This is a genomic window from Streptomyces sp. NPDC050263, assembly GCF_040655955.1.
Classification (GTDB): Bacteria; Actinomycetota; Actinomycetes; order Streptomycetales; family Streptomycetaceae; genus Streptomyces.
In genome coordinates this window covers 74,354-101,293 of record NZ_JBFAKW010000021.1, presented here as the reverse complement: position 1 = coordinate 101,293, position 26,940 = coordinate 74,354, and the positions used below count along the sequence as shown (strand labels likewise).

19 protein-coding genes and 1 pseudogene are annotated in these 26,940 nt (G+C 72.6%); 9 read left to right on the top strand and 11 right to left on the bottom strand.

The window, feature by feature from the left end:
* Positions 1 to 561: 561 nt before the first annotated feature.
* The 6 genes and pseudogenes from AB0J04_RS13125 to AB0J04_RS13100 form a co-directional block, all read right to left on the bottom strand.
* A pseudogene (locus AB0J04_RS13125) lies at positions 562 to 669 on the bottom strand (3-oxoadipate enol-lactone hydrolase); the annotation flags it as partial.
* Positions 670 to 964: 295 nt separating this feature from the next.
* Positions 965 to 3,055 carry an SWIM zinc finger family protein gene (locus AB0J04_RS13120; RefSeq protein ID WP_363168457.1) on the bottom strand — a complete coding sequence of 697 codons (2,091 nt, stop codon included), beginning with the start codon at positions 3,053 to 3,055 and terminating at the stop codon, positions 965 to 967.
* The gene (locus AB0J04_RS13115) at positions 3,055 to 5,886 is read right to left on the bottom strand and encodes a DEAD/DEAH box helicase (RefSeq protein WP_363168456.1); all 2,832 of its coding nucleotides are present in this window, start codon (positions 5,884 to 5,886) and stop codon (positions 3,055 to 3,057) included. Before AB0J04_RS13115 ends, AB0J04_RS13120 begins: the two co-directional genes overlap by 1 nt.
* A 135-nt stretch (positions 5,887 to 6,021) precedes the next feature.
* Entirely contained in the window at positions 6,022 to 6,615 is a 594-nt protein-coding gene (locus AB0J04_RS13110) for a sugar kinase (protein ID WP_363168455.1), read from the bottom strand.
* Between the two features lie 72 nt (positions 6,616 to 6,687).
* Entirely contained in the window at positions 6,688 to 7,836 is a 1,149-nt protein-coding gene (locus tag AB0J04_RS13105) for an ROK family glucokinase (RefSeq protein ID WP_363168454.1), read from the bottom strand.
* Positions 7,837 to 8,120: 284 nt separating this feature from the next.
* Positions 8,121 to 8,858 (bottom strand): GntR family transcriptional regulator, encoded by a 738-nt coding sequence (locus AB0J04_RS13100; protein WP_363168459.1) that lies wholly within the window; start codon positions 8,856 to 8,858, stop codon positions 8,121 to 8,123.
* A 129-nt stretch (positions 8,859 to 8,987) separates the two neighbouring features.
* Here AB0J04_RS13100 and AB0J04_RS13095 point away from each other — a divergent pair, with 129 nt between their 5' ends.
* Entirely contained in the window at positions 8,988 to 10,004 is a 1,017-nt protein-coding gene (locus tag AB0J04_RS13095) for a Gfo/Idh/MocA family oxidoreductase (protein WP_363168453.1), read from the top strand.
* Positions 10,005 to 10,023: 19 nt separating this feature from the next.
* On the opposite strand, the gene AB0J04_RS13090 is transcribed toward AB0J04_RS13095, so the two are convergent.
* The 3 genes from AB0J04_RS13090 to AB0J04_RS13080 form a co-directional block, all read right to left on the bottom strand.
* Positions 10,024 to 11,226 (bottom strand): cytochrome P450, encoded by a 1,203-nt coding sequence (locus tag AB0J04_RS13090; protein WP_363168452.1) that lies wholly within the window; start codon positions 11,224 to 11,226, stop codon positions 10,024 to 10,026.
* Positions 11,227 to 11,286: 60 nt separating this feature from the next.
* The gene (locus AB0J04_RS13085; protein WP_363168451.1) at positions 11,287 to 11,967 is read right to left on the bottom strand and encodes a response regulator transcription factor; all 681 of its coding nucleotides are present in this window, start codon (positions 11,965 to 11,967) and stop codon (positions 11,287 to 11,289) included.
* A gap of 75 nt (positions 11,968 to 12,042) precedes the next feature.
* On the bottom strand, positions 12,043 to 13,299 hold the full coding sequence (locus AB0J04_RS13080; RefSeq protein ID WP_363168449.1) for a histidine kinase: 1,257 nt from the start codon (positions 13,297 to 13,299) through the stop codon (positions 12,043 to 12,045).
* A 199-nt stretch (positions 13,300 to 13,498) separates the two neighbouring features.
* On the opposite strand from AB0J04_RS13080, the gene AB0J04_RS13075 reads away from it, so the two are divergent.
* Together AB0J04_RS13075 and AB0J04_RS13070 are read left to right on the top strand one after the other, a co-directional pair.
* Positions 13,499 to 13,699 carry a hypothetical protein gene (locus AB0J04_RS13075; RefSeq protein ID WP_363168447.1) on the top strand — a complete coding sequence of 67 codons (201 nt, stop codon included), beginning with the start codon at positions 13,499 to 13,501 and terminating at the stop codon, positions 13,697 to 13,699.
* 204 nt (positions 13,700 to 13,903) lie between these two features.
* Complete coding sequence (locus tag AB0J04_RS13070) at positions 13,904 to 14,299, top strand: ribonuclease domain-containing protein (protein WP_363168446.1); 396 nt, start codon at positions 13,904 to 13,906, stop codon at positions 14,297 to 14,299.
* A gap of 589 nt (positions 14,300 to 14,888) precedes the next feature.
* On the opposite strand, the gene AB0J04_RS13065 is transcribed toward AB0J04_RS13070, so the two are convergent.
* Entirely contained in the window at positions 14,889 to 16,556 is a 1,668-nt protein-coding gene (locus tag AB0J04_RS13065) for a carboxylesterase family protein (RefSeq protein WP_363168445.1), read from the bottom strand.
* 200 nt (positions 16,557 to 16,756) lie between these two features.
* On the opposite strand from AB0J04_RS13065, the gene AB0J04_RS13060 reads away from it, so the two are divergent.
* Positions 16,757 to 18,193, top strand: a complete 1,437-nt coding sequence (locus AB0J04_RS13060) for a hypothetical protein (protein ID WP_363168444.1) — start codon at positions 16,757 to 16,759, stop codon at positions 18,191 to 18,193.
* Between the two features lie 72 nt (positions 18,194 to 18,265).
* Here AB0J04_RS13060 and AB0J04_RS13055 read toward each other — a convergent pair whose 3' ends face one another.
* Complete coding sequence (locus AB0J04_RS13055; protein ID WP_363168443.1) at positions 18,266 to 21,451, bottom strand: AAA family ATPase; 3,186 nt, start codon at positions 21,449 to 21,451, stop codon at positions 18,266 to 18,268.
* 598 nt (positions 21,452 to 22,049) lie between these two features.
* On the opposite strand from AB0J04_RS13055, the gene AB0J04_RS13050 reads away from it, so the two are divergent.
* From AB0J04_RS13050 to AB0J04_RS13030, 5 genes are all read left to right on the top strand, one after another.
* Positions 22,050 to 22,715: a TetR/AcrR family transcriptional regulator gene (locus AB0J04_RS13050; RefSeq protein WP_363168442.1), complete on the top strand. Its 666-nt coding sequence runs from the start codon at positions 22,050 to 22,052 to the stop codon at positions 22,713 to 22,715.
* Positions 22,716 to 22,809: 94 nt separating this feature from the next.
* Entirely contained in the window at positions 22,810 to 23,607 is a 798-nt protein-coding gene (locus tag AB0J04_RS13045) for an SDR family oxidoreductase (RefSeq protein WP_363168441.1), read from the top strand.
* A 25-nt stretch (positions 23,608 to 23,632) separates the two neighbouring features.
* The gene (locus AB0J04_RS13040; protein ID WP_363168440.1) at positions 23,633 to 24,409 is read left to right on the top strand and encodes an SDR family oxidoreductase; all 777 of its coding nucleotides are present in this window, start codon (positions 23,633 to 23,635) and stop codon (positions 24,407 to 24,409) included.
* 207 nt (positions 24,410 to 24,616) lie between these two features.
* Positions 24,617 to 26,107: an aldehyde dehydrogenase family protein gene (locus AB0J04_RS13035; RefSeq protein WP_363168439.1), complete on the top strand. Its 1,491-nt coding sequence runs from the start codon at positions 24,617 to 24,619 to the stop codon at positions 26,105 to 26,107.
* A 16-nt stretch (positions 26,108 to 26,123) separates the two neighbouring features.
* Entirely contained in the window at positions 26,124 to 26,879 is a 756-nt protein-coding gene (locus tag AB0J04_RS13030; RefSeq protein ID WP_363168438.1) for a carboxymuconolactone decarboxylase family protein, read from the top strand.
* Positions 26,880 to 26,940: the final 61 nt, after the last annotated feature.

Sequence of the window (26,940 nt, the reverse complement as noted above, 5' to 3'; positions counted from 1 at the left end):
CGCGACGGCGTCGGCCTTGAACTCGGGCGAGTATACCCTCATCACCATAAATGACTCCTTCTGGCCGGTCCCCTGCGGGGCCGGATCGAAGGTGTCCACCTACAAGGGGGAAGCCCCACTGTCCGCTGTCTGGTATCCCTGGCTGGGCTCGTACTCGGTGCCAGCACCCACGTCCAACACGTCCTCACCGCGATGGCCTGCAACGTTGCCCGCGTCGCTGAGGGAGGCTCTTCGGCAGTGTGCGTGAGACTGCGGGAGCGGTTGCGTTACTGGTTCGACGGGACGATGGACCAGGGACGCAAGCCTTGATCGGCTGGCTGGGCGTTGCCTGGATGAGCCTGCTGCGTGCGCTCGATCCCGGCACGATGGGCGGGGATACGGGAGGTCCGCCGTTCATCGGCCTCATGCTGGCCGCGACCGTCGGCGGCCCGCCAGAACGAGCTGGCAGGGGTCAACAGCAGTCACAGGCGTGTCACCAACCACGTAGACCTCTCGCGTCACAAGGCCCTCACCTGGACTCACGCGCTCGCCCTGGATCAACTGGACGCCCGTGGACGGTTTCCAGGACATGTGCCATGTCGTACCGAGCGAGGGGCCCAGGATCAGGACTGGCGCCTCTTCCGGCCCGTCAAAGCGGTATTGCAGGGTGTTGGACGTACTCTCGCTCACCCGACTCACGCTCCCACATCTCCGAATTTCTCAAGTGCTTGGGTCGGAACCCCGTGCAGGCCGTCCCACCTTGTGGCAGCCTCGCGAAGATCCGGCGCGTCGGGCTTCACGCATGTGAGAGACGACGCGCGTGCATCGTACCGACGGACCCCGAGAAGCTCCGAGCCGTGTCGCACGGCCGCATCCGGGCGGGTCGGGCGGCGCACGGCGAGAAGGGCGAGGTGTTCGTCGCCCGCGTTCCCGTCCGCGTTCGAACGACGCCTGAAACGCACCGGGTTGCGGGCAACGTACAAGATCACATCTCGTCGGCGCCGCCGAGGCCGGTGAGCGCGCCCACCGGGTCCGGGTCGGGGGTGCCGCGCGGCCACCAGTCGTCGTGGCCCGGTTCCGACTCGTAGGCATACCACAGTCCGTCGCGGCCGAAGCGGAGTTGGACGTGGCCGCGCGGGTGGGTGAGGTGGTTGCGGCGCGGGCGGAAGGCGGGCAGGTCCGCGGCGAGCAGGAGAGGGCGGGCCCGGTCGAAGCGTCCGGCCGGCGGATCCCAGTGCTCCTCCAGGACGATGAGCCCGTCCGGCCCGCCCTGCCGCCAGGCGGCCACCGCGCGCGCCAGCTCGGACGGGGTGCGGCCGGCGGCGGCGGCGAGCGAGGCGTAGAGGGAACGGGTGGCGGCGGTCAGCCCGGAGCCGGGTCGGGACGCGGCGAGCCGTACCGCGTCCTGCCAGAGGGTCAGTTCACCGATCTCGTCGTGCCCGCAGAGCAGCAGGGCGTGGGCTCGGGCAGCCGCGTCGGTCGCGAGATGGTCCAGCGCGAAGGAGTCGGGGCCGTTCGGCGCGGACGGGTACGCGGGGGGCTGTTCGGGGTGGGCGGGCACGGGCAACGGGGCCGGCAGGGGCGGGAGCCGACGCTCGGCGAGGGCCTCCCCGGCCCGTACGCCCGGCAGGGGTTCCGGTTCCTGTTCCTGAGCGACGCGGGCCGCGCGGGTGGCGTTGCGGCGCGACAGCGCGTCGAGCAGTTCGCGTTCGCCCCGGCCGCGCAGCAGGAACAGGACGAACGGGTCGGCGTCGAGCAGGCGCGCGGTCTGGTAGCAGAGGGCGGCCGCGTGCTTGCAGGGGTGACCGCGGTCGGGGCAGCTGCAGTGCGGCTCGAGGTCGCCCGGGCCGGGCAGCAGGGGCACCCCGCACTCGGCGAGGGACTCGGGCATCTCCTTGTCGAGCAGGGCGGCGATGCGCCCGGGGCGCTCGACGGCGGCGTCCAGGAAACGCTCCCAGTCCTCCTCGCCCAGGGTGCGCAGCCGCACCTGTACGCGGTACGGGCGGGGGCGGCTGCCCTGTACGTACGCCAGGACCAGCCCGGGGGTGACCGTGATCGCGTCCACGTTTCCCTGCTCGGCGTAACCGCGCCCGCGGGCCAGACGACCCGTTTCGAGAGCGCCCTCTTCGAGCGCGGCGACCCAGGCGTTGCCCCACCAGGTCTCGGCGAAGGAGCCGCCGGTGCGCGGAGGGAACGCGGGGAAGGTACGGCGGTGGTCGCCGTCCCGGGAGGGGGCGGCCATCGAGCGGGCGGCGCGGGGCAGTTCGGCAGCCGGGGAGGACGAAGTCCCGCCGGCGGTCGCCGTGTCGTGCCCGTCGGCCTCGAAGTCGACATCGGGCTCGAAGTCGACATCGGGCTCGAAGTCGACATCGGGCTCGAAGCCGGGTTCGCCTTCGGCTTCGGCTTCACGATGGGCTTCGGACTCGGATTCGGCCGTCTCGTGCTCGTCGGACGGCATCCGGAAGGCGCCCGCGAGCGACTCCCTGACGACACGCGCGCGTTCCTCGGCGACAGGGTCGCGCGGGCGGCTCGCCGGGCGGGCTTCAGCGAGGCGGGCTTCGGTGCGGGGGCGCGGCCGGGACGGGGAGCGGGGGCCGTTGCGCGCGTGATCGTGAGCGGCCGGCTCCCCCGCTCCCGCATCTGCCCCCGCTTCGGCCGACCCCTGTCGCGCCTGCGCCCGCGCCGCGCGCAGCGCCTCCCGGGCGATGTCCCCGGGGCGCGGGCCCGCGGTGCCGTCCGGGGCGGAGACCTGCGGGGTGGGGGCCCGTTCGGGGACGGGGTCGGGTGCCGGGGTGTCCTCCATGGGAGTGGCCTCGGAAGCGGGAGCGGGTGTCGGCGTCCGCCGCAGGGCCGCGCGAGCCGCGTCGCCCGGCCTGGGGGCGTGGCTTTCGGGCCGTGCCTGCTTCCGGGACTGCTCCTGCCGCCGTTCCCGGGCCTCGCGCAGCGCGCGGCGGGCCTCGTCGGCGGGCCTCGATCCCGGCTCCTCGTGCACCTCGGAGACCGCCGCATCCTCCTGCCCCGGCTCCTCCTGCTCCGGCTCCGGCTGGTCCGTCCGCTCCTTCTCCGGCTCGCTCATCACGCCTCCCTCCGCAGCCTGACCAGGTCGGACAGTTCACGGTCCGTCAGTTCGGTGAGGGCCGACTCGCCGGTGCCGAGGATCGCGTCGGCCAGGGCGCGCTTGGCCTGGAGCATCTCCGCGATGCGGTCCTCGACCGTGCCCTCGGTGATGAGGCGGTGCACCTGGACCGGCTGGGTCTGGCCGATGCGGTAGGCGCGGTCGGTGGCCTGTTCCTCCACCGCCGGGTTCCACCAGCGGTCGAAGTGGACGACATGGCCCGCGCGGGTGAGGTTGAGGCCGGTGCCGGCGGCCTTCAGGGAGAGGACGAGGATCGGGGTCGCGCCGCTCTGGAAGCGGTCCACCATCCGCTCCCGCTCGGGTACCGGGGTGCCGCCGTGCAGCAGCTCGACCGGGACCGCGCGGGCGGCGAGGTGGGCGGTGATCAGGCGGGCCATGCCGACGTACTGCGTGAAGACGAGTGCCGAGCCGTCCTCCGCGAGCAGGGTGTCCAACAGCTCGTCCAGCAGGGCGAGTTTGCCGGAGCGGGCGGCCAGGGCGTCGCCGACGGACGCGGCCTCCTCCTTGAGGTACAGGGCCGGGTGGTCGCAGATCTGCTTCAGCGCGCCCAGCAGCTTCAGCACGAGGCCGCGGCGGGCGATGCCGTCCGCCGTCTCGATGGCCAGCAGGGACTCCCGCACCACCGCCTCGTACAGCGCGGCCTGTTCCCGGGTGAGCGGGACCGGGTGGTCGGTCTCGGTCTTGGGCGGCAGCTCGGGCACGATGCCCGGGTCGGACTTCTTGCGGCGCAGCAGGAACGGACGGACCAGGCGGGCGAGGCGCTCCACCGCGGCCGCGTCCTCGCCGTTCTCCACCGCGCGCGCGTGCCGGGCGCGGAACGACTTCAGGGGGCCGAGCAGTCCCGGCGTCGTCCAGTCGAGCAGGGCCCACAGCTCGGAGAGGTTGTTCTCGACCGGGGTGCCGGTGAGCGCCACGCGCGCGGGCGTCGGGATGGTGCGCAGCGCCTTCGCCGTCGCCGAGTAGGGGTTCTTGACGTGCTGGGCTTCGTCCGCGACGACCATGCCCCAGGGCTGCTCGGCCAGTGCGGCGGCCGCCGAGCGCATCGTGCCGTAGGTCGTGAGGACGAAGCCGCCGGCCAGGTCCGTCAGGCTGCGCTCGGGGCCGTGGAAGCGGCGGACGGGGACGCCGGGCGCGAAGCGGTTGATCTCGCGCTGCCAGTTGCCGAGCAGGGAGGCCGGGCAGACCACCAGGGTCGGCTCGGTGCGGGCCCGCTTCAGGTGCAGGGCGATCAGGGTGATGGTCTTGCCGAGGCCCATGTCGTCGGCGAGGCAGCCGCCGAGGCCGAGGGAGGTCATCAGGTCCAGCCAGGCCAGGCCGCGCAGCTGGTAGTCGCGGAGGGTGGCGTGCAGGTCGGCCGGCGGTTCGGCGGGCTGCACCCCGGTGACGAGACGGTCGCGCAGGGCGGCCAGGGCGCCGACGGGGACCGCCTCCACGCTCTCGCCGTCGACCTCCGCGGTGCCGGTGAGGGCGACGGACAGGGCGTCGACCGGGTCGAGCAGGCCCAGCTCGCGCTTGCGGGCCTTGCGCACCAGCGCCGGGTCGACCAGGACCCACTGGTCGCGCAGCCGGACCACCGGGCGATGGGCCTCCGCCAGCAGGTCCATCTCGGCCTCGCTGAGCGGGTCGCCGCCGAGCGCCAGCTGCCAGCGGAACTGGAGCAGTTCCTCGCTCTCGAAGAAGCCGGTGCCGTCGGTCGCCGAGCCCGGCGCGGGCCGTACCACGGCGGCCGCGGCGAGGTCCTGCGCCAGGTCCCTCGGCCAGTGCACGGCGACCCCGGCGGCCGCGAGCCGGGTGGCCGCCACGCCGAGCAGATCGCTCAGTTCGTCCTCGGACAGGGCCAGGACGTCCGGCGCGTCCTGTTCGGCGAGGCGGGCGAGCGGCGGCCAGACGCGGGCCGCGCGCCGCACGGCGAGGGCCGCGTCCACGCGTGCGCGTGCTCCGAAGGCGGCGTCGGCCTCGCCCGCCCACAGGGCCGCCGCGTCGGCCACCAGGGTGGGGTCGGCGAGGCTGTGCACCTGGACGACGGCCGCGCCCGCGCTGCGCCCCCGCCCGCCGCCGTCGTCGAACAGGTCGTACGCCTCGAGGTCGAGGCGGAGCGAGATCCGCACACCCGCGTCCATGCCCGCGGCGACCTCGGCGGCCCAGTCGTGCGCGCCGGGCAGCCGCTGGGGCCGGCGGTCCGCGAAGGGCTTCCCGCAGGCGTGGGGCGCGGCCGGGGTGCGGGGCATGGTGTCCGCCACGGCGTCCAGGAAGGACCGCATCAGGGCTTCCGGGCGGGGCAGCAGGAGCGGGCCGGGGCCGGGCAGCGGCACCGCGTGGCCCTCGTGCGGAAGCGCGGCGGCGACCGCGCGCAGGTGGGCGATGTCCTCCGGGTCCAGCGGGCCCGCCCGCCAGGCGTCGTGCCCGGTGGGCGTCAGGCCGGGCAGCAGGCGGCCGCGGGCGGTGAGCCGCAGCGCGTGCAGCGCGGCCGCGCCCCAGCAGGCCGTCGCCGGGTGGGCGGCGGGGTCGCGGCGGGCGCGCACGAGCAGCGGGAGCGCCTTGTCGAGCGGCAGGGACAGGGCCGGGGCCTGCCCGCGGCGGATCGAGGAACCGTGGCGGCGCACGACGGTGAGCTCCGTGCGCTGCGCGTGCGTCGTCTCGGGCAGTGTGCCGTCGGCCGGGTCCCAGAAGGCGACGCGGCCCTCGCGCGGGAGGGGCGCGGGCAGGAACACGGCGGCGAGCCGCACGGAGACGGAGGCCGTCTCCGCCGCTGCCGTGCCGTCGTCGGCCATGGCATGCATACCTTGTGTCCACCTCCCGCCCGCGTGTCGGATCAGTCGTCTTCGACTCTACGGGCGGGGTCTGACATTCGGTCCCGACGGCCTGCGGAGCACTCCGTCGGGGCCGACCGGCCGGGTGCGGTCGGGTCAGGGGACCGCGCGCGAGACGACGTAGACGAACGGGTACATCGCGTTGCCGGTGTTCACCACGACGTCCAGCGTCGGCTGGGGGTCCTTCTGCTCGTGGACGACGCCGAAGTCGTCGCCGGGGCGGGAGCCGGGGCCGGTGAACTTCCAGCCGGTGATCTCCTGGTCGCGGGGGCTGATGGCGATGTCGCCGTTCTTCAGGTCGGCCCGGCTCAGGCCGAGGTCCGCGAGGAACTGGTTGAGACCCGCGTGCGTGGTCTGGAACTGCACGTAGAGACGGCTGGTCTTCCAGTTGTTCGTCTCGTAGTAGGCGACCTGGTTCGACGGGTGCGGGATCGGCACCTGGTACAGCCGGCGCTGGACCTTCGACGGCCAGCCCTCGGTCAGACCGGTGGCCGAGTACTTCGCCTCCTTGTTCCGGCCGCTGTCCCGGCTCTGGTTGGCGGAGATCACCAGGTAGCCGGCCGGGACGCCGATGAGCAGCACGATGATCAGCAGGGTGAGCGCCCTGCGACGGATCACGTGCCGGCGGTCCTCCGGCGGGCGGGACGGCTCTTCGGCGGCAGCGGCCTGGCGGGGCAGCGATGCTGTCATGCGATGTCCCAGGTGGTGCGGGGCGGTGCGGTGGTCATGCGGTGTCCTGAGCGGGGCGGGGCGGCCCGGCGGTCACGCCGGGTCCTGGGCACGGCGGGCCGCCTCCGTGAACCGTTCGAAGCGCTCGTAGCGCTCCACGCGACGGCGCTTGGCGCGGCGGAAGCGGCGGGCGACCAGGCGGGCCAGGTCGGCGGCTCCGACCATGCCGGCCTCGGGGCCCAGCTGGGCGCGGACGATGCGGGCCTCCGGGCGGTAGCCGCGGCCGGTGAGCTGGCGCTTGAAGGCGTCCCGCGCGGGGGCGATCAGCAGGTCGTCCGCGGCCGAGACACCGCCGCCGATCACGAAGCAGGACGGGTCGAGGGCGGCGGCCAGGTTGGCGATGCCGACGCCGAGCCACTGGCCGATGTCCTGGAGCAGCTCGATGCACATGGCGTCGCCCTCGCGGGCCAGCTCGGTGATCATCGGGCCGGTGATGTCGCCGATGTTGCCCTTGACGTGCTCGATGATCCCGTAGGCCACCGGGGAGTCGGCGGCGGCCAGTTCACGGGCCTCCCGGACCAGGGCGTTGCCCGAGCTGTACTGCTCCCAGCAGCCGCGGTTGCCGCACGGGCAGCGGTGGCCGCCGGGCACGACCTGCATATGGCCGAACTCGCCGGCGACGCCGTACTTGCCGCGCTTGACCTGGCCGTCCTCCAGGATCGCGCCGCCGATGCCGGTGCCGAGGGTGATCATGACGAGGTGGTCCTCACCGCGGCCCGCGCCGAAGCGCCACTCCGCCCAGGCGGCGGTGTTGGCGTCGTTGTCGACGAGGACGGGAACCGCCAGCCGGCCGGAGAGCCGGTCCCTGAGGGGCTCGTTGCGCCAGGACAGGTGGGGTGCGAACAGGACGCGGTTGCGGTCGGCGTCGACCCAGCCCGCCGCGCCGACGCCGACCGCGTGCACGTCGTGGCGGTCGGAGAGGTCCAGGACCAGCTCGACGATGGTGTCCTCGACGACCTTCGGGCTCTTGGACTTGTCCGGGGTCTCCGTGCGGACCTTCTCCAGGATGTTGCCGTCGGCGTCGACCACGCCCGCCATCACCTTGGTGCCGCCGATGTCGATGCCCACCGTGGGCACCCGGGGCGCCGTCAGGTGCGAGCGGCGCTCCCGGGTGCCTACCGTGCGCAGCGCCGGTGCGCGGCGGGAGCCGATGGGGGCGGTGAAGTTGCCGTAGGTGCTCATCGTCGCCGATTCTGCCTCACCCGCCTGCCGGGTGCCGAGCCGGGCGGCGGCGGGAGGTGCGCGTCGTCGGCCGTTCCCGGGTGTGTCGTGGCTGGTCGAGGCCCACGCGGCGGCGCTGATCGGCCATGGCCTCGCGCCCTGCCCCGGGCTGCCGTGGAGGGGCCGCGTGCCGGACGACTTTCGGACGCTTTGTCCTGACATCCGACTGCCTGGGCGCATTGTCCGAACAATGCGACCAGCGTGATCCGAGGCGACCGCTCGCCCCGGATCACGGCCCGGAATCCTCAGGGGCGCACGAGCAACTGGAACTCGAAGGAGTAGCGGGTCGGCCGGTAGATGTGGTCGCCGAACTCGACCGCGCGGCCGGTGTCGTCGAAGGTCGTGCGCTGCATGGTCAGCAGCGGGGCGCCCTCGTCCTCGGCGAGCCGGTCGGCCTCGGCGGCGGTGGCGGCCCGGGCGCCGATGGACTGCCGGGCGCTGTGCAGGGTGATCCCGGCGGCCCGCATCAGCCGGTACAGGCCGGTGGCCTGGAGCTGCTCGGTGTCCAGACCGAGCAGACCGGAGGGGATGTGGTTGCACAGGTAGGCCATCGGCTCGCCGTGCGCCAGCCGCAGCCGCTCCACCCGGTGGACGTCGCTGCCCTCGGCCACCGCGAGCGCGGCCGCGACCTCGGCGGACGCCGGGACCATGGTGTTGACCAGGACCGTGGTCGCCGGACGCTGCCCGGCGGCCTCCAGGTCGTCGTAGAGGCTGCTGAGCTCCAGCGGGCGCTTGACCTGGCTGTGCACGACCTGCGTGCCGACGCCCCGCCGACGCACCAGGAGGCCCTTGTCGACGAGCGACTGGATCGCCTGGCGGACGGTCGGCCGGGACAGGCCGAGCCGTGCCGCCAGCTCGATCTCGTTGCCCAGCAGGCTGCCGGGGGTGAGCGAGCCGTGCTCGATCGCGGCCTCCAGTTGCTGGGCCAGCTGGAAGTACAACGGCACCGGAGAGCTTCGGTCCACACGTAGTTCGAGCTGCACAGTCGGGTCCACTCCTGGTTTCGGCACGGGCCGAGCGTAGCTCCGTGGCCGGTTGACGGGAAGTTCTGTGGTTCGGTTGTCCGGACATACGCATTGACAGGACGCTGCCTGCGACGTCACTTTGATTCCATGCGCATCGGGGTCATCGGGACGGGCCGCATAGGCACCATTCATGCGAACACACTCAGCCGTCACCGCGAGGTCGGATCCCTGATCCTGACGGACGCGGACCACACGCGGGCCCAGGAGCTCGCGTACCGGCTGGGCGAGACGGCCGCCCCAGGGGTGGACGAGATCTTCCGCTGGGGCGTGGACGCCGTGGTGATCACGACGGCGACCTCGGCCCACGCCGAACTGATCGGCCGGGCGGCGCGCTCCGGGCTGCCGGTCTTCTGCGAGAAGCCGATCGCCCTGGATCTGGCGGGCACCTTACAGGCGATCGCCGAGGTGGAGTCCGCCGGAACGATCCTTCAGATGGGCTTCCAGCGCCGCTTCGACGCGGGGTACGCGGGGGCCCGGGAGGCGGTGCGTTCGGGGCGGCTCGGACGGCTGCACACGGTGCGGGCGCTGACGTCCGACGAGTCACCGCCACCGGCCTCGTGGCTGCCGGTGTCCGGCGGGATCTACCGGGACGCCCTCATCCACGACTTCGACTGTCTGCGCTGGGTGACCGGGCGCGAGGTGGCGGACGTGTACGCCACCGGGTCGGCCGCCGGGCCGGCCATGTTCCGCGAGGCGGGCGACGTGGACACGGCGGCCGCCGTCCTCACCCTCGACGACGGCGCCCTCGCCACGGCGACGGCGACGCGGCTGAACGGCGCGGGCTACGACGTCCGCATGGAGCTGGCCGGGGAGCTCGACCAGATCGTCGTCGGCCTGGACGACCGCACGCCGATCGCGTCCACCGAACCCACCGGGCCGCCTGCCGCGGACAAGCCGTGGACCGGGTTCCTGGAACGCTTCGAGCCCGCCTACCAGGCCGAGCTGAACGCCTTCGTGGACGTCGTCCGAGGCATGCGGGACAACCCCTGTGACGGCCGCGAGGCCCTCCAGGCCCTGCGGATCGCGGAAGCCTGCGAGGTCTCCCGGCGGGAGCGAAGAGCGGTGTGGCTCGCCGAGATCCCGGAGACTTCGCAGGCGGGCTGAGCACGCGCGCGTGGGCGTCTCAGGCCCGCGGACCGCTGCTCTGCGTCCAGCGGAGCGGCAGGCTGCGCATCCCGCGTATCAGCAGGCCGGGTACCCAATCCCCGGGCGGGCCGTCGAGCGCCAGGGACGGGGTGCGGTCGAGGAGGGAACGGATCGCCGTGCGGGCCTCCAGGCGGGCCAGCGGGGCGCCCAGGCAGTAGTGGACGCCGTGGCCGAAGGCGAGGTGGCCGCGGCTGTCGCGGCGGATGTCGAAGCCGTCGGGGGCGGGAAAGCGCTCCGCGTCCCGGCCGGCGGCGGTCAGGCCGATCATCACCGCCTCGCCGGGCGCGACGGGCACCCCGGCGATCTCCAGCGGCTCGGCGGCGAACCGGTACGTGGCGTTCTCCACCGGCCCCTCGTAGCGCAGGGTCTCCTCGACCGCGCCGTCCAGGAGCGTCATGTCGGCGCGCAGGGCGGCGAGTTGGTCCGGGTGGGTGAGCAGGGCGTGGACCGCGTTGGTGATCAGGTTGACGGTGGTCTCGTGGCCGGCGATGAGGAGGATGAACGCCATGCCGCGCAGCTCGCCGGGCGAGAGCCGGTCGCCGTCCTCGGCGGTGGTGCGGATCAGGTCGCTCAGCAGGTCACCGCCCGGCCCGGCGCACCGCTTGTCCTCGATCAGCTCGGTCAGGTACTCGCCGAGCCGGACGATCGCGTCGTGCTCGGCCTCCGCGCTCGTGGGCGCTACGGCCTCGCCCGAAAGCTTGCGGAACTCCGTGCGGTCCAGTTCGGGGACGCCCAGCAGCTCGCAGATGACGGTGAGGGGCAGGGGATAGGCGAGCGACTCCACGAGGTCGGCGCGGCCGTGCGGAAGCATCGCGTCGAGTAGTTCGTCGGTGATCTCCTGGATCCTCGGCCGCAGTTCCTCCACGCGGCGCATGGTGAAGGCGCGGGAGACCAGCGAGCGCAGGCGCGTGTGCTGCGGCGGGTCGGCGACCAGCAGGTGCCTGCCGATCAGCCGGTCGTCGAGGAATCTGCCGCCCAACCGCGAGACGTCCTTGGCCAGCCGGGGGTCGGCGAGGGCCGCGCGCGCCTCCGCGTGGCCCACGACGAGCCAGGTCACGTGGTCCTCGTCGGGCAGCCGCACCCGGTGCACCGGGCCGTGCTCGCGCAGTCGCGCGTAGACCGGGTGCGGGTTCCTCCGGAAGTCGTCGCCGAACTCGCCCAGGTCGACCGTCTCGAGCATGCCGCTTCCCCTCCCGTGGTCCGCAGTACGTCCCGTCCCGGGAACGAGCGGGACTCCCGCCTAGTGCCCGCCGTGCTCCCCTTCCTCCAGGAGGCCCGCGTCGTAGGCGAGGAGGGCGATCTGGACCCGGTTGTTCAGGTCGAGTTTGGCCAGGATCCGGGAGACATGGGCCTTCACGGTGGCGACGCTCATGAACAGCTCGGCGGCGATGTCCGCGTTGGACAGCCCCCGGCCGACCGCGACGGCCACCTCGCGTTCGCGCTCGCCGAGCGCCGTGAGCCGCACGCGCGCGTGGGCGCGCCGGGTGTCGGCGGCCGTGCCGGCCGCGTGGTCCATCAACTGCCGGGTGACCGTGGGCGACAGGACGGGGTCGCCGGCCGCCACCCGGCGCACGGCGTCGAGGATCTCGGCGGGCGGGGTGTCCTTGAGGACGAACCCGGCGGCGCCCGCGCGCAGGGCCCGCAGCACCTGTTCGTCGGCGTGGAAGGTGGTGAGCACCACGACCTGCGGTGCGTCCTCGCGCTCGCGCAGCCGTCGGGTGGCGGTGAGTCCGTCCACGAACGGCATCCGGATGTCCATCAGGACGACATCGGGGCGGGTGCGCTCCACGAGCCCCTCCACCTCGCCGCCGTCGGCGGCCTCACCGACGATCTCGATGTCGTCGGCGCCGCCCATCATGAACGTCAAACCGGCCCGCACCAGGGGATCGTCGTCGACGAGGAGGACTCTGATCGCAGTCATGGGTCTTACGTAATCACGGTGGCGGCGTGGGAGTTGCCCGGTGCGGGGCTGCGGCCGGTCGTCACCGGGGCGGGGTCAGGCCGTCCACGGCAGCCAGGCGCGTACCTCGAATCCGCCGTCCTCGCACGCCCCGTGCGTAAGACGGCCGCCGGCGAGCGTCGCCCGTTCGGTCAGGCCGATGAGGCCCTGGCCGGAGCCGGGGACGGCCGGGACGTCGCCCTCGGGTGCCGGGTTGCGCACGGTCACGGCGAGGCCCTCGCCCCGCCCTCCGGACACGGCGACCGCGGCCTCCGTGCCCGGGGCGTGCTTGCGGGCGTTGGTCAGACACTCCTGGACGATGCGGAACGCGGTGCGGCCGACGGAGGCGGGGACCGTGTCGGCGTCGGCGACGCGCTGGTCGAGGGTGACCTTCAGGCCTGCCTCCCGGGACTCGGCGACCAGCGTGTCCAGGGCGGCCAGCGTCGGCTGCGGGCGGCCGGCGTCGTCGGGCTCGCCGGCCCGCAGGACGCCGATGATCTCCCGCAGGTCCTGGAGGGCCTCGTGGGCGCTCTCCCGGATGACGCCGGCCGCCCGCGCGATCTCCTCGCGGGGCGCGTCGGGACGGAACTCCAGGGCGCCCGCGTGCACGCTGAGCAGGGTGAGCCGGTGGGCGAGCACGTCGTGCATCTCCCGGGCGATCGACTCGCGGGCCAGCCGCTGCGCCTGCTCGGCGCGCAGTCGCGCCTCCGTCTCGGCGCGCCGGGCACGGTCGCGCAGGCTCAGCACCAGCTGCCGCTTGGAGCGCACGAACATGCCCCAGCCGATGGCCGTGACGATGAACAGCACGCTCCACGCCAGCGACGGCCCGTACGCCAGGGTGGGGTCCGGGCGGACCCAGGCCAGCAGCGGGAGCAGGGCGAACTGGGCGCCGCCCACCCAGGCCACGTAGCGCAGCGGGCGGTGCACGGCGAGGGTGAAGAGGGCGACCGTGCAGGCGCCGGCCGAGGTGGTCGACAGGAAGCCGAGCGGGACCAGGGCGATCGCCAGGGCGAGGGGCCAGCGGCGGCGCAGCCAGAGCGCCGCGCAGGCGAGGACGCCCAGCAGCTGGTCGGTCACGGCGAAGGAGTGCGGGAGGTCCGCGTCGCCGGGGAACGCGTCGGCGACCGCCAGGCCGACGGCGACGGCGACGAGGAAGCAGGCGAAGTCGACGACCCAGTCGCGGGCGGTGCGCGGGTGCGGGCGGCCGGGGTGCTCGGGGTCCGGGGCGAGCTCCGCGACCACCGCGGACGGCAGCAGCCATCGGCGTCCGGTGAATCCGGCCGCCGCCGGTGCCGTGTCGTCGTCTGACCTCATGGTCGACAAATCTACGCAGTGCGAGCCCGCGCCACCTCTTCATGGCCGGGATGCCTACCTCGGCTGCGCGACGGTCGACCGAAGTCGCGCCGCCGCCTGCTTTCGGCGCGACCGGGCCGCCCGGAGGGAACCTTCCGTCGGAGATGTCTCGCCCCGCGGCCGATGGCGCGAGGGGGTCCGCGGGGCGAGGGTCTCGGACATGAAGGAACTGCTGGGAGTACTCGGATTTCTGGCCCTGGCGCAGGGCGTCCTGGGCCTGCTGCACGAGTTCACCGACTGGCACGTGGGCCTCGTGCGGCGGCTCGGCTTCCTCGACGGCTACGAGGTGTACGCGAGCGCCGCGCTCATCGTGCTGGCGTTCGCCCTGTTCGCCGCCGCGGAGAGCCGGAGGTCCGGCTGAGGGGGCTGAGCCGGACCTCAGGTGCCGTCGCACCGTTCTTCGACGTTCGACGTCCAACCGTCGATGCAGTCGCCGGAACGCGAGTGCTGGAGTCGCGTCGGCGCCGGGTCGCAGGTTAACTCTGCGAAAACTCATCGAACGGGACGGGAAATTCTCCGGGTTTGACATTGACATGACACTGTCTACGCGCGTCATCATGAGGGCATGAGATTCCCCCCACGGATTACTCGCACAGGCGCCGCAGCCGCCGTCCTGTCCGCCCTCCTGGTCGGCGGTACCGTCACCGCCGGCACGGCCGGTGCCGCCACCACGGCGGTCGGCAGCATCTGCTACGACGACCTGCCGTCGCAGGCCTACACCACGCTCGACCTGATCGCGAAGGGCGGCCCCTACCCGTACTCGCAGGACGGCAGCGTCTTCCAGAACCGCGAGGGCGTCCTCCCCAGCCAGAGCACTGGCTACTATCACGAGTACACCGTCAAGACCCCTGGCTCCTCCACCCGCGGCGCCCGCCGCGTCGCCACCGGCGAGGAGTACCAGGAGGACTACTACACGGCCGACCACTACGAGTCCTTCGACCTGATCGACCACGGCTGCTGAGTCCCCCACGGCTCAGTCCGAGGAACGGTGCAACCCGCTGGAGGCCCGGCCCCGTATGCAGCCGGACCTCCAGCTGTCACCGGTAATGGGCATGCATCACCGAACAGGCGCATGTGGCCCCGGCCGATGAAGCAGGCCTGCCGCTCGACGACGGACTCCCGGCCGCACGACAACGGCGAGTCTGTACGGCGACAGCGCGGTGGGCATCGGCCGAGTCCCTGACCGCAGAGCTCCTTGCCCCGCGTACCCCCCACACCTCCATCGGCCGCGGGGCAAGGCGGTTCAGCAGCAGCCTCGGCGCCGCCCCGGCGCTCCGCACCCCGGTCTCAACTCGCCCTGCGCCCCTACCGTCCGGCCTTGTTCGGATGCGGGTAGGTACGCCCGTGCCCGAAGCGGCGCGGCATCTCATGTCCACGCATCGGCCACGGCCGGTTCCCCGCCGGGCCATACGGACGCTTCTGGCCGTTCTCCGGAGGCCGTCTGGCGTCGTCAGATGGCCGGGGTCACCCTCGAGCCATCGGCAGGACAGGCAGGGACAGGGAACCGGGCCTTCGTCTCCTGCCGTGTGGCGAGCAGGTCGGCCCGGTTGTCAGGGCAGACGGCTCCAGAAACCGAGGTTGTGTTCGCGGTGGTAGTCGACGGGCCCGATCCGCTCCGGTGACAGCGACTGTGTGTACGGACGGCCACTAGCCGCCGGTCGATGGGGGAGCCAGGGCGGCAGGCCGGCACCGCGGGGCTCGCCGGTTCGCGCGAACGCCGCCCAGTATCCGGCCATCGTGGCCGACAGGCGGCGCTGCGCCGGGGTGAACAGCGGCTCGGCCGCCTCGTCCTCGAACAGGTACGGGGTGTCGCCCGCGTGGAAGGCGCCGAAGTCGAATTCGCCCGGCAGCGGCAGGTACATCGGTGCGTCGCGGTCGGCGAACTCGTAGGCGTACAGGGGCACATGCCGTGCCAGCGCGGTGTGCTGGGCCTGTGTGCCGCGTGCCCACATCCGGTCGGTGATCACGGTTGCCCACGCCAGGCCGGGAGAGGGGAACGCGGTCGACGGATACTCGGCCCGCACGCGCGTCGCCCGGTTCGCCCCGAACGCGGTGCGCAGCGCGTCGTCGTAGTCCGCCTCGGTGAACGGATTGCCCACTGCGTCGTACGTCATCCCGACGAACACGCGGTGCTCGTCACGTGTCGCTCCGGACAGGACGGGAACGTGGTGGAAGCGCCCCGCACGCAGTGCCGTGGGAGGCAGTTCGGGCAGGGTGGCGTTGCCGTATCCGAACGCCTGGAAGGCGTTCATGATGTACGGCACCTCGAGGATCGTCTTCACGGGCAGGGCGCGCAGGCAGGCGAGAGTGCGTTCGGGACGGTCGCTCCGGCAGCCGAGGGACGAGGTCATCTCGGTGGTGATGTCCTCCATCTCGCGGCCGGTCCGCCAGACGTACCAGGGGTATCCCGGTACGCCGGGGCCCATGGCGCCGGCCGGCATGTCCATCATGGCCTCGCCACTCGCCATGACGGCGTGGTGGAACAGGCCTCTGGAACCGGGCGAGGTCAGATGCGCGGCGACCGCTGACGCGCCGAACGACACCCCGGCCACCGTGACGTTGCCGGGATCACCGCCGAAGGCCCGCGCGTTGTGCCGGACCCAGGCCAGCGCCGCCTGCTGGTCCTGGAGGCCGAAGGCGCCGGCCCCCTCCAGGCCCGGCAGCGCGAGGCCGCCGAAGACGCCGAGACGGTAGTTGACGGTGACGACCACAAGACCCCGCCCGGCCAGTCGACGCCCGTCGAAGAAGGCACCGCCGCCCACGGATCCGTCCCCGTGGATCCACACGAGCACGGGCGCGGGCGCGGCCTGCCGCGCGGCCGAAGGGGGCGGTGTCGTGACGTTCAGGACCAGGCAGTCCTCCTCCGTGCTGGACACCTGCGCGTACGGCGAAGGCACCTGCGGGCACAGCGGCCCCGGCTCGGTGGCGTCCCTGACCCCCTTCCACGGCCGTACCGGCTGGGGTGGCGCCCACCGGTGCCGTCCCTCCGGGGCGCCCGCGTAGGGGATGCCGTGGAAGATCCGGTACGCGCCCGACCGCGTGCCGCGGACCGGCCCCGCGTCCGTGCGTACCGTGTCGCCGGCGACTACGGCGGCGCGCCGGGTCCCGGCGACTGCCTGACCGGCATCGGTGTTCGCGGTGGTGCTCAGCCCGGTGAGCGCCAGGGCGGTGACCGTCATCGACACGGCCGCCCGGCGAGGAGTTCTGAGGTGCGTCACAGCGCGAGCCTTCCTCGTGGTCGTCGGCACCGGTGCGTGGACACACCGGAGGCGGCCTGATCGGACGCGCCTTCGGGCACAGAGGGCCCTGCCACGAGGAAGGCGCGTGATCGCATCCGGCGGTGGCGAGTTCCGATCACGCGCACTTACGGGTACGGCCCCCTCGCATCGGGCGGGGGGACAGGCTGAAGGAGCCCGGTATGGCGCCCACCGCACCCGATTTCGGTCCGGACATCGACCCTTACGCGCTCTACGATCCGCAGCAAGGCTGCGATCCCGCCGCCAAACCCGGCCTGCTCGGCTTCCGTGACCTGGTGCTCGCGGCGTATCCCGAGACGACCAGCCTGGGGATCAGCCGGGAATGCGGCCGCGGAGGCCAGAGCGAGCACAAGGAGGGCCGCGCCTGGGACTGGGGCGTGAACGTCCAGGGCCAAGGCCATCTGGCGGACGACCTGATCGACTGGCTCCACGCCACCGACCGGCACGGCAACACCCATGCCCTGGCCCGCCGGTTCGGCATCATGTACATGATCTGGAATCGACGTATCTGGACGGCCAACCGGCACAGCGCCGGCTGGCAGCCCTACCGGGGCGACAACCCCCACACCAACCACATCCACTTCAGCTTCTCCTGGGCGGGAGCCCGCCAGGAGACAAGCTGGTGGAACGCCCCCGTGGTGCCGGACCGGCGGCAACGGCTGGCGGTGGGGATGTCCGGGGACGGTCGGCTGGAGATCTTCCACGGGGCGGTCGACCAGATCTACCACACCTACCAGCACGAGGCCGGTGGGGCCTGGTCCGGGTGGCGGGCGTTCGGCGGACCCGCGAACGCCACGGTCACGTTGTCGGCGTCGCCGGACGGGCGGCTGGAGCTGTTCGCGATGAACGGCGAGACCTTCATGCACCGGTATCAGGTGAAGGTGTCGGCGGAATGGGCCGACTGGTACGGCTTCGGCGACGGCGGCGACCATCTGGCCGTTGCCAGGAACCACGACGGACGTCTGGAGGTCTTCGCCAGCAATCCGGACGGAGTACATCACCGCTGGCATGACACCCCCGGCGGCACGTGGCACGACTGGCGGCCGTTGGGCGGTCCGCCGCGTGCTCGGCTGGCGGCCGCCCCCGCGTCGGACGGACGGATCGAGCTGTTCGCCCTGACCGACGACGTCTTCCGCCACACCTGCCAGACCGACCTGAGCGGCACCTGGCGCCAGTGGGTCGACTTCGGCGTCGGGGGCGGACACCTCGCCGTCGCGCACAATCGCGACGGCCGGCTGGAGGCGTTCGCCACGAACTCCACCGGCGTTCACCACCGCTGGCAGAACACCCCCGGCGGTGACTGGCACGACTGGCAGCCGCTCGGAGGCCCGGCGGACGCGCGTCTCGCCACGGCGGAGTCGCATGACGAGCGGATCGAGGTCTTCGCCCTGACCGACCAGGTCCTCCAGCACAACTACCAGGTCGACACGACCGGCGCCTGGCGTGCGTGGCAGGACCTCGGCGGCGGAGGCTACTTCGTCCAGGCCCTGCGCAACCGTGACGGACGGCTGGAGATCTTCGCCAACAACTCCGGTGGCGTCCACCACCGCTGGCAGCACCGGCCCGGCAGCGACTGGCACGACTGGCAACCCCTGTGACCCGTCCGCACGACTCGGGCTTCGCGGTCACCGTCATGCGGTGGCCGCGTGGGCCGGGGTTCACCGACCAGGTCACACATGCCAGCGGATGTCCTGGTCGGGTGTGTAGCGGCACATCGTCCCGGTGGAGACGGTGCGCCGCAGATGGGCCGCCAGTTCGGGGTGCTGCTCGTCCAGCCGGCGCAGGGTGTCGCGGATGCGGGCCGTGACGTTCTTGCGGGCGCGTTCGCGCGGATCGCCCAGCCTGCGGGCCCGGCCGCCCAGGCCCGCGTACCGGCGCAGTTCCTCCAGCAGAGCGGCGCGCTCCTGGTCGTGGGCCGCCGCGCGCCGGTCGTCCCCCTGCTCGACGGCACGGTCGATCTCTGTCTCCAGCCGCTCCAGATGTCGGCGATACCGCCGGCGTGCTTCGTCGTCCAGCACCTCGTCGGCCCCCATGGTGTGCGCGGTCGCCACGGCGTCGTCCTGCGGGTTCAGCAGCCGGACGGACGGGACGTCGCGGCCGGGTTCGCTCAGCAGGCGGTGCAGGTCCCGCAGCCCCTTCGCGTCGGGCATGTGCGTGGTGCGGCCCCCGTACGTCAGCCGCCACACCCCGCCGTTGCGGTGGAACTCGTACAGGCGGGCCGGCTCGTCCCGCACGGGCCGCGGGCCCAGGTGCGCGATGCGGGCCAGCAGGTGCGTCATCCCCAGTTGGTGGGCCTGCGTCGCTGTCTCGTCGAGCAGCGCGTCGAGGGCCTGCTCGCCGCCCGTTCCCTGCGCCGCCAGCGCGAGGGCCAGCTCGACGCGGGCGCGCAGTGACCACGGCAGCGCGTGCAACCGGTCGGCCGATCGGCGGGCTTCGGTGAGGTGGCGCGCCGCCGACTCCCAGCGCCGCTGCCCGGCATCGAGGATGCCCAGCCAAAGGGACGCCGGACCGCTGATGTCCCATCCGAAGAGGGAGACCAGCCACTGGCCCGCGTACGGGGCCAGCGCGGCGCGGGCGTTGCCGCACCACGCAGGGTCGCCCGAAGCGGCGGCCGCCTGCGCCTGGTAGCGCAGCCACAGAGGGGTGACACTGCGGTGCAGCACCGTGTCGCCGCCGCCGGCGCCCGGCCGGGGGACGGGCACGCGCGGGCTCTCGCCGGCTTCCAGTTCGGTGAGTGCCTCCACGAGATCGACGTACGGGTGCTGCTGACGCCGCAGTTCGCCCCGCAGCTCCTTCGCCTCGGTGAACCTGCCCTGCATGAGGAGCAGCGTCCAGCGGTGATGGGAGATGAAGTACCGGTAGTAGTTGGGGCCCGGCGCACTCATGGACACGGAGGCGTCGAGCAGGTTCGCCGCCTCGGCGAACCCGCCCGTCATGGCGTGGACGACGCTGCGGTCGATGATCGCGGTCAGCCGCAAGCGGGGTGAGCCGTCGGCCGCGGCCACCGACAGCATGGCGTGGAAGTCTTCCAGGAACCGAGGATCGTCGGATTCGAGTGCCGCGACCCACCGCATGGACATCGCGACGTGCTCCGTCCATCGGTCGCCCCGGTTGCGGGACAGCGCGATGAGTTCCGACGCCAGGGCGTGCCGGCCTGCGGCCGTCCGCGGCCCCCACTCGGCCTGCAGCTTCGCCCACAGACCGATGTGCAGGGTGTCGTCATCACCTGCCGCACGGGCGCCGACGACCACCGCCGTCGCGACGCGCCGGGCCAGGTGGGACTGCGAGAGCGGCAGATCACCGTCGCCCGTGTCCGCCGTCGCGCCGGATCCGGTGCCTTGCCCGAGCGCCCATCGCAGGGCGCGCTGTTTCAGCAGGGAGGTGTCCCCGTGCCCGTCGGCCCCGTACAGGGTCAGTGCCGTCCGCCCCATCAGCAGAGGATCGCCCAGGTCCCTCGCCAGAGCGGCGGCGTCGCCGAAGACGCTCCAGGAACGCTCGTGCTCACCGGACAGCTGGAGCGCCAGCCCCAGATCGAGCCCGAGCAGCACCCGCCGCCGAGGGGTCGCCCGGCCGAGACGGTCCAGGGCGCGGCCGTAGTGTCCCGCGGCTTCCTCGTGAGCCATGCGGGTCTCCGCGTGGCGTGCCGCGGACAGCATCAGGTCCACCGCCACGTCGCGGTCCAGTTCCTCGAAGGAGAAGTAGGCGTGGCGCGCCAGCTCGACCGGGAGGGTCATGTCCAGTGCCGCCACCGTGTTCCGCAGCGCACCCGCGGCGGCGGCGTGCAGTCGGCGCGCGCGGGGTGCGTCCAGGTCGCCGTACAGCGTCTCGCGTACGAGGTCATGCTTGAAGACGACCTCTCCTGACCGGTCGTGTTCCACCAGTTGGGCGTCCACGGCCTGGGCCAGCCACCGCCTCACCTGGGCCGGCGACTCTCCGATGACGCCCGCCAGCGTGTCGGCGTGGAAACGCCGTCCCAGCACGGACGCGGCACCGAGACACTCCGCCACCGGATCGTCCAGCAGCCCCAACCGTTGCTGGAGGCAGGCGTGCAGGCCTGGCGAGATCGCGGTCACATCATGACCGCCCGCCCACAGGCGGGCGGTCTCCTGGACGAAGAAGGGGTTGCCGCCCGTCCGCTGCAGGACCTCGCCGACGACTCCCTCGTCCGGTGTCCTCCCCGCCGTACGGCGCATCAGCTCCGTGACGTCCGCAGTCCCGAGCCCTGTCAGCGCCAGCGTCGTGGCCCGGGTCATCAGCGACCGCAACGGGTCGCGCAAGGGGTGGTCCGGCCGCTCGATCTCCACATCCCTGAACGTCGCCACGATCAACACCCGTTCCAGTGATATGTGCTGGGCCGCGAACTCCAGCAGGGCGACCGACGCCGCGTCCGCCCAGTGCACGTCCTCCAGCACCACCAGCACCGGCTGCTGCTGCGAGGCGACGACCAGTACGGTCGTGACCGCGTCGAACAACTGGAACCGGTCCCCCTCCGCCGCCTTGGAGCCGCTGCCCAGCAGAACCTGGCACGCCGCGTCGGCAGCGTCCGACGCGGCCTCCCACGCCTCTGCCCGAACGGCGCTCCGCAGGCCCCGGACGACCTGTGACCAGGGCCAGTACCCGGGAGTGCCGTCGGCGTCCCAGCACGACCCGCGCAGCACGGCCATGTCCTGGTGCTTCGCCTCTTGGACCGCGCAACCGGCAAGGGACGTCTTGCCGATGCCCGCCTCGCCGGTGACCAGTAACAGGCCGCCGTGACCGGCGCGCGCGCGTTCGGTGTGGGCGCGTACGGCGCGCAGGAGGTCGTTCCGCCCCAGCAGTGAGGGTTGGTTCCCGGCACCGGACGGTGGCTCGGTCACGGTCGGCACCAGCCGTGCCGGATGTACCCGGTCCACATCACGCCTTCCCCGAGGTGTCCGTGCCGGCCACAGCCGTCGTCGCGTTCGGTAGCGTAAAGGCTGTTCGAAAAGTGGATCAAATCGAGCAATTGCCACTGGAATGCATGGCACCGTCCCGGACTCGGCACGGCCCCGGACTCGGCACGGCCCCGGACTCGGCACGGCCGCCCACGATCGGCTCCGTCTGACGCGCAGGAGATCGTCATGACGCGGACACCCCTTCCTCCTGCCGGAGCGGAGTGAGTCGGGCAGCCTCAGCGACCAGGGACGCCTTGCGCGAGCCCCTGACGGTCGCCGACGCCGACCCCTCGGTGACCCGGTCGACCTGCGGGGCGACGGTCCCGCCTTCTGCAGCGGCGGAGACCTCAGGCAACCCGTCTCGCCCTGTCGGGCACGGTGTCGACGGCGCGTGAGGACCGGGCGTGGGGGTTGGTGGACGAGGTCACCGCGCGCGTTTAAGGCAGTTGACTTCCCGTCTCGGCCATGCTTCGATTCCCGCTGAACGGAAATGCGATTCTCTTTTGCGCGCAACTTACCTCTTTGAGGGGTGTGGTGTGTCGTGCCGTCCTCGTCCGTCAAGGAACAGATCGCCCTGGCCGCGGAGCGGCTGTTCGCCGAGCGCGGGCTCGACGGGGTGTCCCTGCGACAGATCAGCGCAGCCGCCGGGAACGGCAACAACACTGCGGTGCAATATCACTTCGGCTCGAAGGAGCGTCTGGTCCAGGCGATCTTCGAGTACCGGCTTCGGGATCTCAACGCACGGCGTGACGCACTGGTCGCCGAGCGGTGCCCGAGCGACCTCAGGTCCTGGGTGGAGTGTCATGTCGTGCCGGTGCTCGAACAGGGCGAGCGGGAGGGCAGCCGCTACCTGAGTTTCGTGGCGAAGCTGCAGCAGCACGGGCGCCGGGACGTTCTCGCTCGCCTCTCCCCCGAGCTGCTGGCGCCCACCCACCGCTTCCGTGCCCAGGTCGGCGCGCTGCTCCCGGGTGTTCCCGAGCCGCTGCGGGCGCACCGCATCGCCCAGGCGACGGCCCTCAGCGTGCACGTGGGGGCGGAGCGGGAGCAGAGCCGCGCCCGCGACGAGCGGGTGCTGCCGTACGCCGTCCACGTGGGCGGTCTCCTGGACGGTGTCGTCGGGTTCCTCGCGGCCCCGGTGTCCGCGGCGACGCTGGCCGCACTCGACACGCCAGTGCCGTACGAACCGGCCCTGCCACTCCATCCGTAGTCACGGGAGTTCTCCCGTCCCGGCGAGTCCCGCCAAGGTCACGTACCTCCCGAGTCCCGGCAAGGACACGTCCCTTCCAAGGATTGGTCGTTCGATGAGCGTGGATCTGCACGATGCCGTCGCCGTGGTCACCGGCGCGGGCAGCGGGATCGGGCGGGCCGCCGCGCACGCCTTCGCGCGGCGCGGCACGCGGGTGGTGGTCACCGATCTCGACGCCGAGCGGGCGCGCGCCGTGGCCGGCGAACTCGGCGGCCCGGCTGTCGCGGCCCCTTGCGACGTCACCCGCGTCGAGGATCTTCTGGCTGTCCGGGATCTGGCCCTCGACCGGTTCGGACGCGTCGACCTGGTGATGAACAACGTAGGGATCCTGGCCGTCGGTCCCGTCGAGGACATCCCGCTCGACGCATGGCAGCGCGTGATCGACGTGAATCTGCTGGGCGTGGTGCGCAGCAACCTGGTGTTCCTGCCGCTGCTCCTGGAACAGGGCTCGGGGCACGTGGTCAACACCGCCTCCACGGCGGGCCTGTTGCCCTACGGCTTCGACCGGCTGCCGTACACGGCGACGAAGCACGCGGTCGTCGGCCTGTCCGAGGCGCTCGCCCTCTATCTGCGACCGCGCGGTGTCGGCGTCACGTGTCTGTGCCCGGCCGGGGTCGCCACGAACATCGTCGAGCAGATCTCCTTCTACGGAGAACCGGCGCCGCCGCAAGGGCCGGCGTTCCCCGTCGTGGACGCCGAGTCGGTGGGCGAGCTGGTCGCCGACGGCGTCAGCGAGGACCGGTTCCTGCTGCTCACCGCGCCCGAGGCCGCCGACGAACTGCGCGCCCTGGGCACGGACGTCGACCTGTATCTGACCCGGTTTCCGTCCCGGCATCCGTCCCGACCGACGTAGGACGCACTCAAGAAGGCAGGACCCCATGAGCAACCCCCTCGACCGTATGCGTCTCGACGGCAAGGTGGCCGTCGTCACCGGTGGCGCCGGAGCCATCGGCCAGGTCTACGCCCGGTCCCTCGCCGAGGCGGGGGCGCAGGTCGTGCTCGGCGATCTCGACGCCGAGGGCGCCGACCGGGCCGCCGAGTCCCTCGTCTCCGACGGGCTGCACGCACTGGGTGTGCCGGTCGACATCACGGATCGCGCCTCGGCCGCCGCCATGACCGCGCGGGCCTGCGAGGCGTTCGGCGGGATCGACATCCTGGTCAACAACGCGGCGCTGATGGCAGACATCCCACAGGTGGATCTCCTCGAACTGCCGGTCGAGTGGTTCGAGCGGGTCATGCGGGTCAATGTGTTCGGCGCGATCGTCTGCGCGAGCGCGGTGAAGGCGTCGATGGTGGAGCGCGGCGGCGGGCGGATCATCAACCAGGTGTCGGCCGGGGCGTTCATGGGCGGCGGCGTCTACGGGGCTAGCAAACTGGCACTGGTCAACGTGACGGTGGGGCTTGCCCGTTCGCTGGGCCCGCTGGGCATCAACGTCAACGCGATCGCGCCGGGCCTCGTCGAGAACGAACCCGGGTTCAAGAGCCTGCCCGCCGACCATCCCGCACGCGCCGCGCTCGGCTCCGCGATCCCCGGCAAGAAGCAGGCACCCGCCGAGGACCTGCTCGGCACGCTGCTCCTGCTGGCCTCGCCCGCCGGCGAATGGATCAACGGCCAGACGATCAACGTCGACGGCGGCTGGGTCACCCGGCTCTGAGAGCACTCCCGCGACCTGCCCGAACCCTCGCGGCGCCGCGCCCGAACCCTCGCGGCGCCACCGCGTCCGAAACCGGCCCGGCACAGCGAGCGACTCCCCGGCCCGAGCACGCAAGGTGTTCGTCGTCCCGAGGCACGCCCCCGCCGGGTGCCCGACGCCCCCGCGCACCCGCCCCCAGAACCCGTACGAGACGAAGGCGGCTCCGACATGACCACGACCTCGACTCCCTCGCCCACGACCGCCGAACTCGGCGTCACCGGCCCCCTCATCGACGGCACCTGGCGCAACAAGACCTCCGTCGGCGCGGTGGACCACATCAACCCCGCGACGGGCCACGTCAACGGCTCCGTTCTGCTGAGCGGCCCGCAGGAGGTCGACGATGCCGTGGCCGCCGCACGGGCCGCCCACCCCGAGTGGCGGGCGATGTCCCCGGCGCTGCGCCGCCGCATCCTCCAGCGGATCGAGGAGCTGATGCTCGAGCACGTCCCGGACCTCGGCCGGCTCACCACCCTGGAGATCGGCGCGCCGCTGACGCTGTCGTCGGCGCTCGCCCATCTGTGCGCCGGCTGGTTCGGCTACTACGCGGGCTGGGCCGACAAGATCGAGGGCCTGACGAGCCCGTCGAACCCGGTCATGGTGCCGGGCCTCGGCTACACCGTCCCCGAGCCGTACGGCGTGGTCGGCATCATCCTCACCTGGAACGGCCCCGTCATGTCGACCGGCATGAAGATCGCCCCGGCGCTCGCGGCGGGCAACTGTGTCGTGGTCAAGTCGCCCGACCTGGCACCGTTCGCCGTGGCGCGGTTCGGCGAGATCGCCCTGGAGGCGGGGCTGCCGCCCGGCGTCATGCACATCCTGCCGGGTGGTCCGGAGGCCGGTGATCACCTGGTGCGACACCCGGACGTCGACATGATCTCGTTCACCGGCGGCATTCCGACCGCGCAGAAGATCCTCGACGCGGCACGCCACACCCTCAAGCCGGTCCTGCTGGAACTCGGTGGCAAGACCGCGAGCGTGGTGTTCCCCGACGCCGACCTCGACGCGGCCGTCGCCGAGACGGTCCGCTCGTGCATGACCCTCGCCGGACAGGGCTGCAACCTCAGTACGCGCCTGTTGGTCCACCGCGACGTCCACGACGAGGTCGTGCGGGCCGCCGCGGCCGCCGCCGCCGCTGTGACCGTCGGCGACCCCTTCGCACAGACGACGACGCTCGGCCCGGTGATCGGCCCGGCGGCCAGGGACCGGATCCTCGGGGTGATCGACCGGGCAGCGGACAGCGGCAGGCTCGTCGCCGGCGGCCACGCCGTCGTCCCGAGCAGCCTTCCGGCTCAGGTCCAGGGCGGCTACTTCGTCGAACCGACCGTCCTGGCCGACGTGGATCCGGGCAGCGAGGTGGCCCGGCACGAGGTGTTCGGACCAGTGCTCTGCGTCATCCCCTTCGACTCCGAGGACGAGGCGGTGGAGCTCGCGAACTCCACGCCGTACGGACTCGGAGCGGTGCTCTACACGCGGGACGTGACTCGGGTGCAGCGCCTGGTTCCCCGGTTCCAGGCGGGCACGGTGCACGTCAACGGGGCGTCCGGGCAGCCGGCGAGCGCGCCGTTCGGCGGCTACAAGCACAGCGGGCACGGCCGCGAGGGCGGCAAGGAGGGCCTGCAGGAGTTCCTGCAGACCAAGAACGTCTTCATCCGCGCGTGACCGTCAGGAGCCGACGATGAGCAGTTTCCCCGAAGTCATGGCCACCACCCAGCGCGAACTCCCGTCACCGGACACGCCGTTCGGCCGCGCCGCACGCGACTTCCTCTACGGCGGCGTGTGGGCGCGCCCGGGACTGAGCCGGCGCGACCGCCGCTGGGTCACCCTGACCTGTGTGGCCGCCGCCGACTCCCCCGAGCCGATCGAGCAGCACGTGTACGCGGCTCTCGCGAGCGGCGACATCGGGCTGGAGGAGATGTTGGAGTTCGTGCTGCACTTCGCGGTCTACTGCGGCTGGCCCAAGGCGTCGCACGTCGAAGGCGCCATCGCCCGCCAGTGGGACCGCATACACCGGGAGCGCGGCGAAGAGGCCCCGCCCTGGCCGGAGTCGACGAACGACTCGCTCGGCCCGCAGGACCACGAGAAGCGCCTGGAGCACGGCGCGCGCGAGTTCATCGACGTCAATCTCACCCCGGCCCCGCCGCGGAACTCGCCGTACCGGCAGGCGGGCATCCTGAGCTTCGTCTTCGGCCACGTCTGGCAGCGCCCCGGCCTCGGCCGCCGCGAACGGCGGATCATCACGGTGGCGAGCGTCGCCCTCGACGACTCCCCCGTCCCGCTGCGTACGCACGTCACGTCCGCGCTGCACTCCGGCGACCTCACCAAGGACGAGATGGACGAGATCGTGCTCCAGTTCGCGGTCTACTACGGCTTCGCGAAGGGCGACGCGCTCGCGGGCGCGGTGGAAGCGGCCTGGGCCGCCAGGCCCGAATGACCGTACGCCGTCCGGATGTTGCGGGCGGCTCGACCGATACGGGTGCGGGGCCGACGGTCGT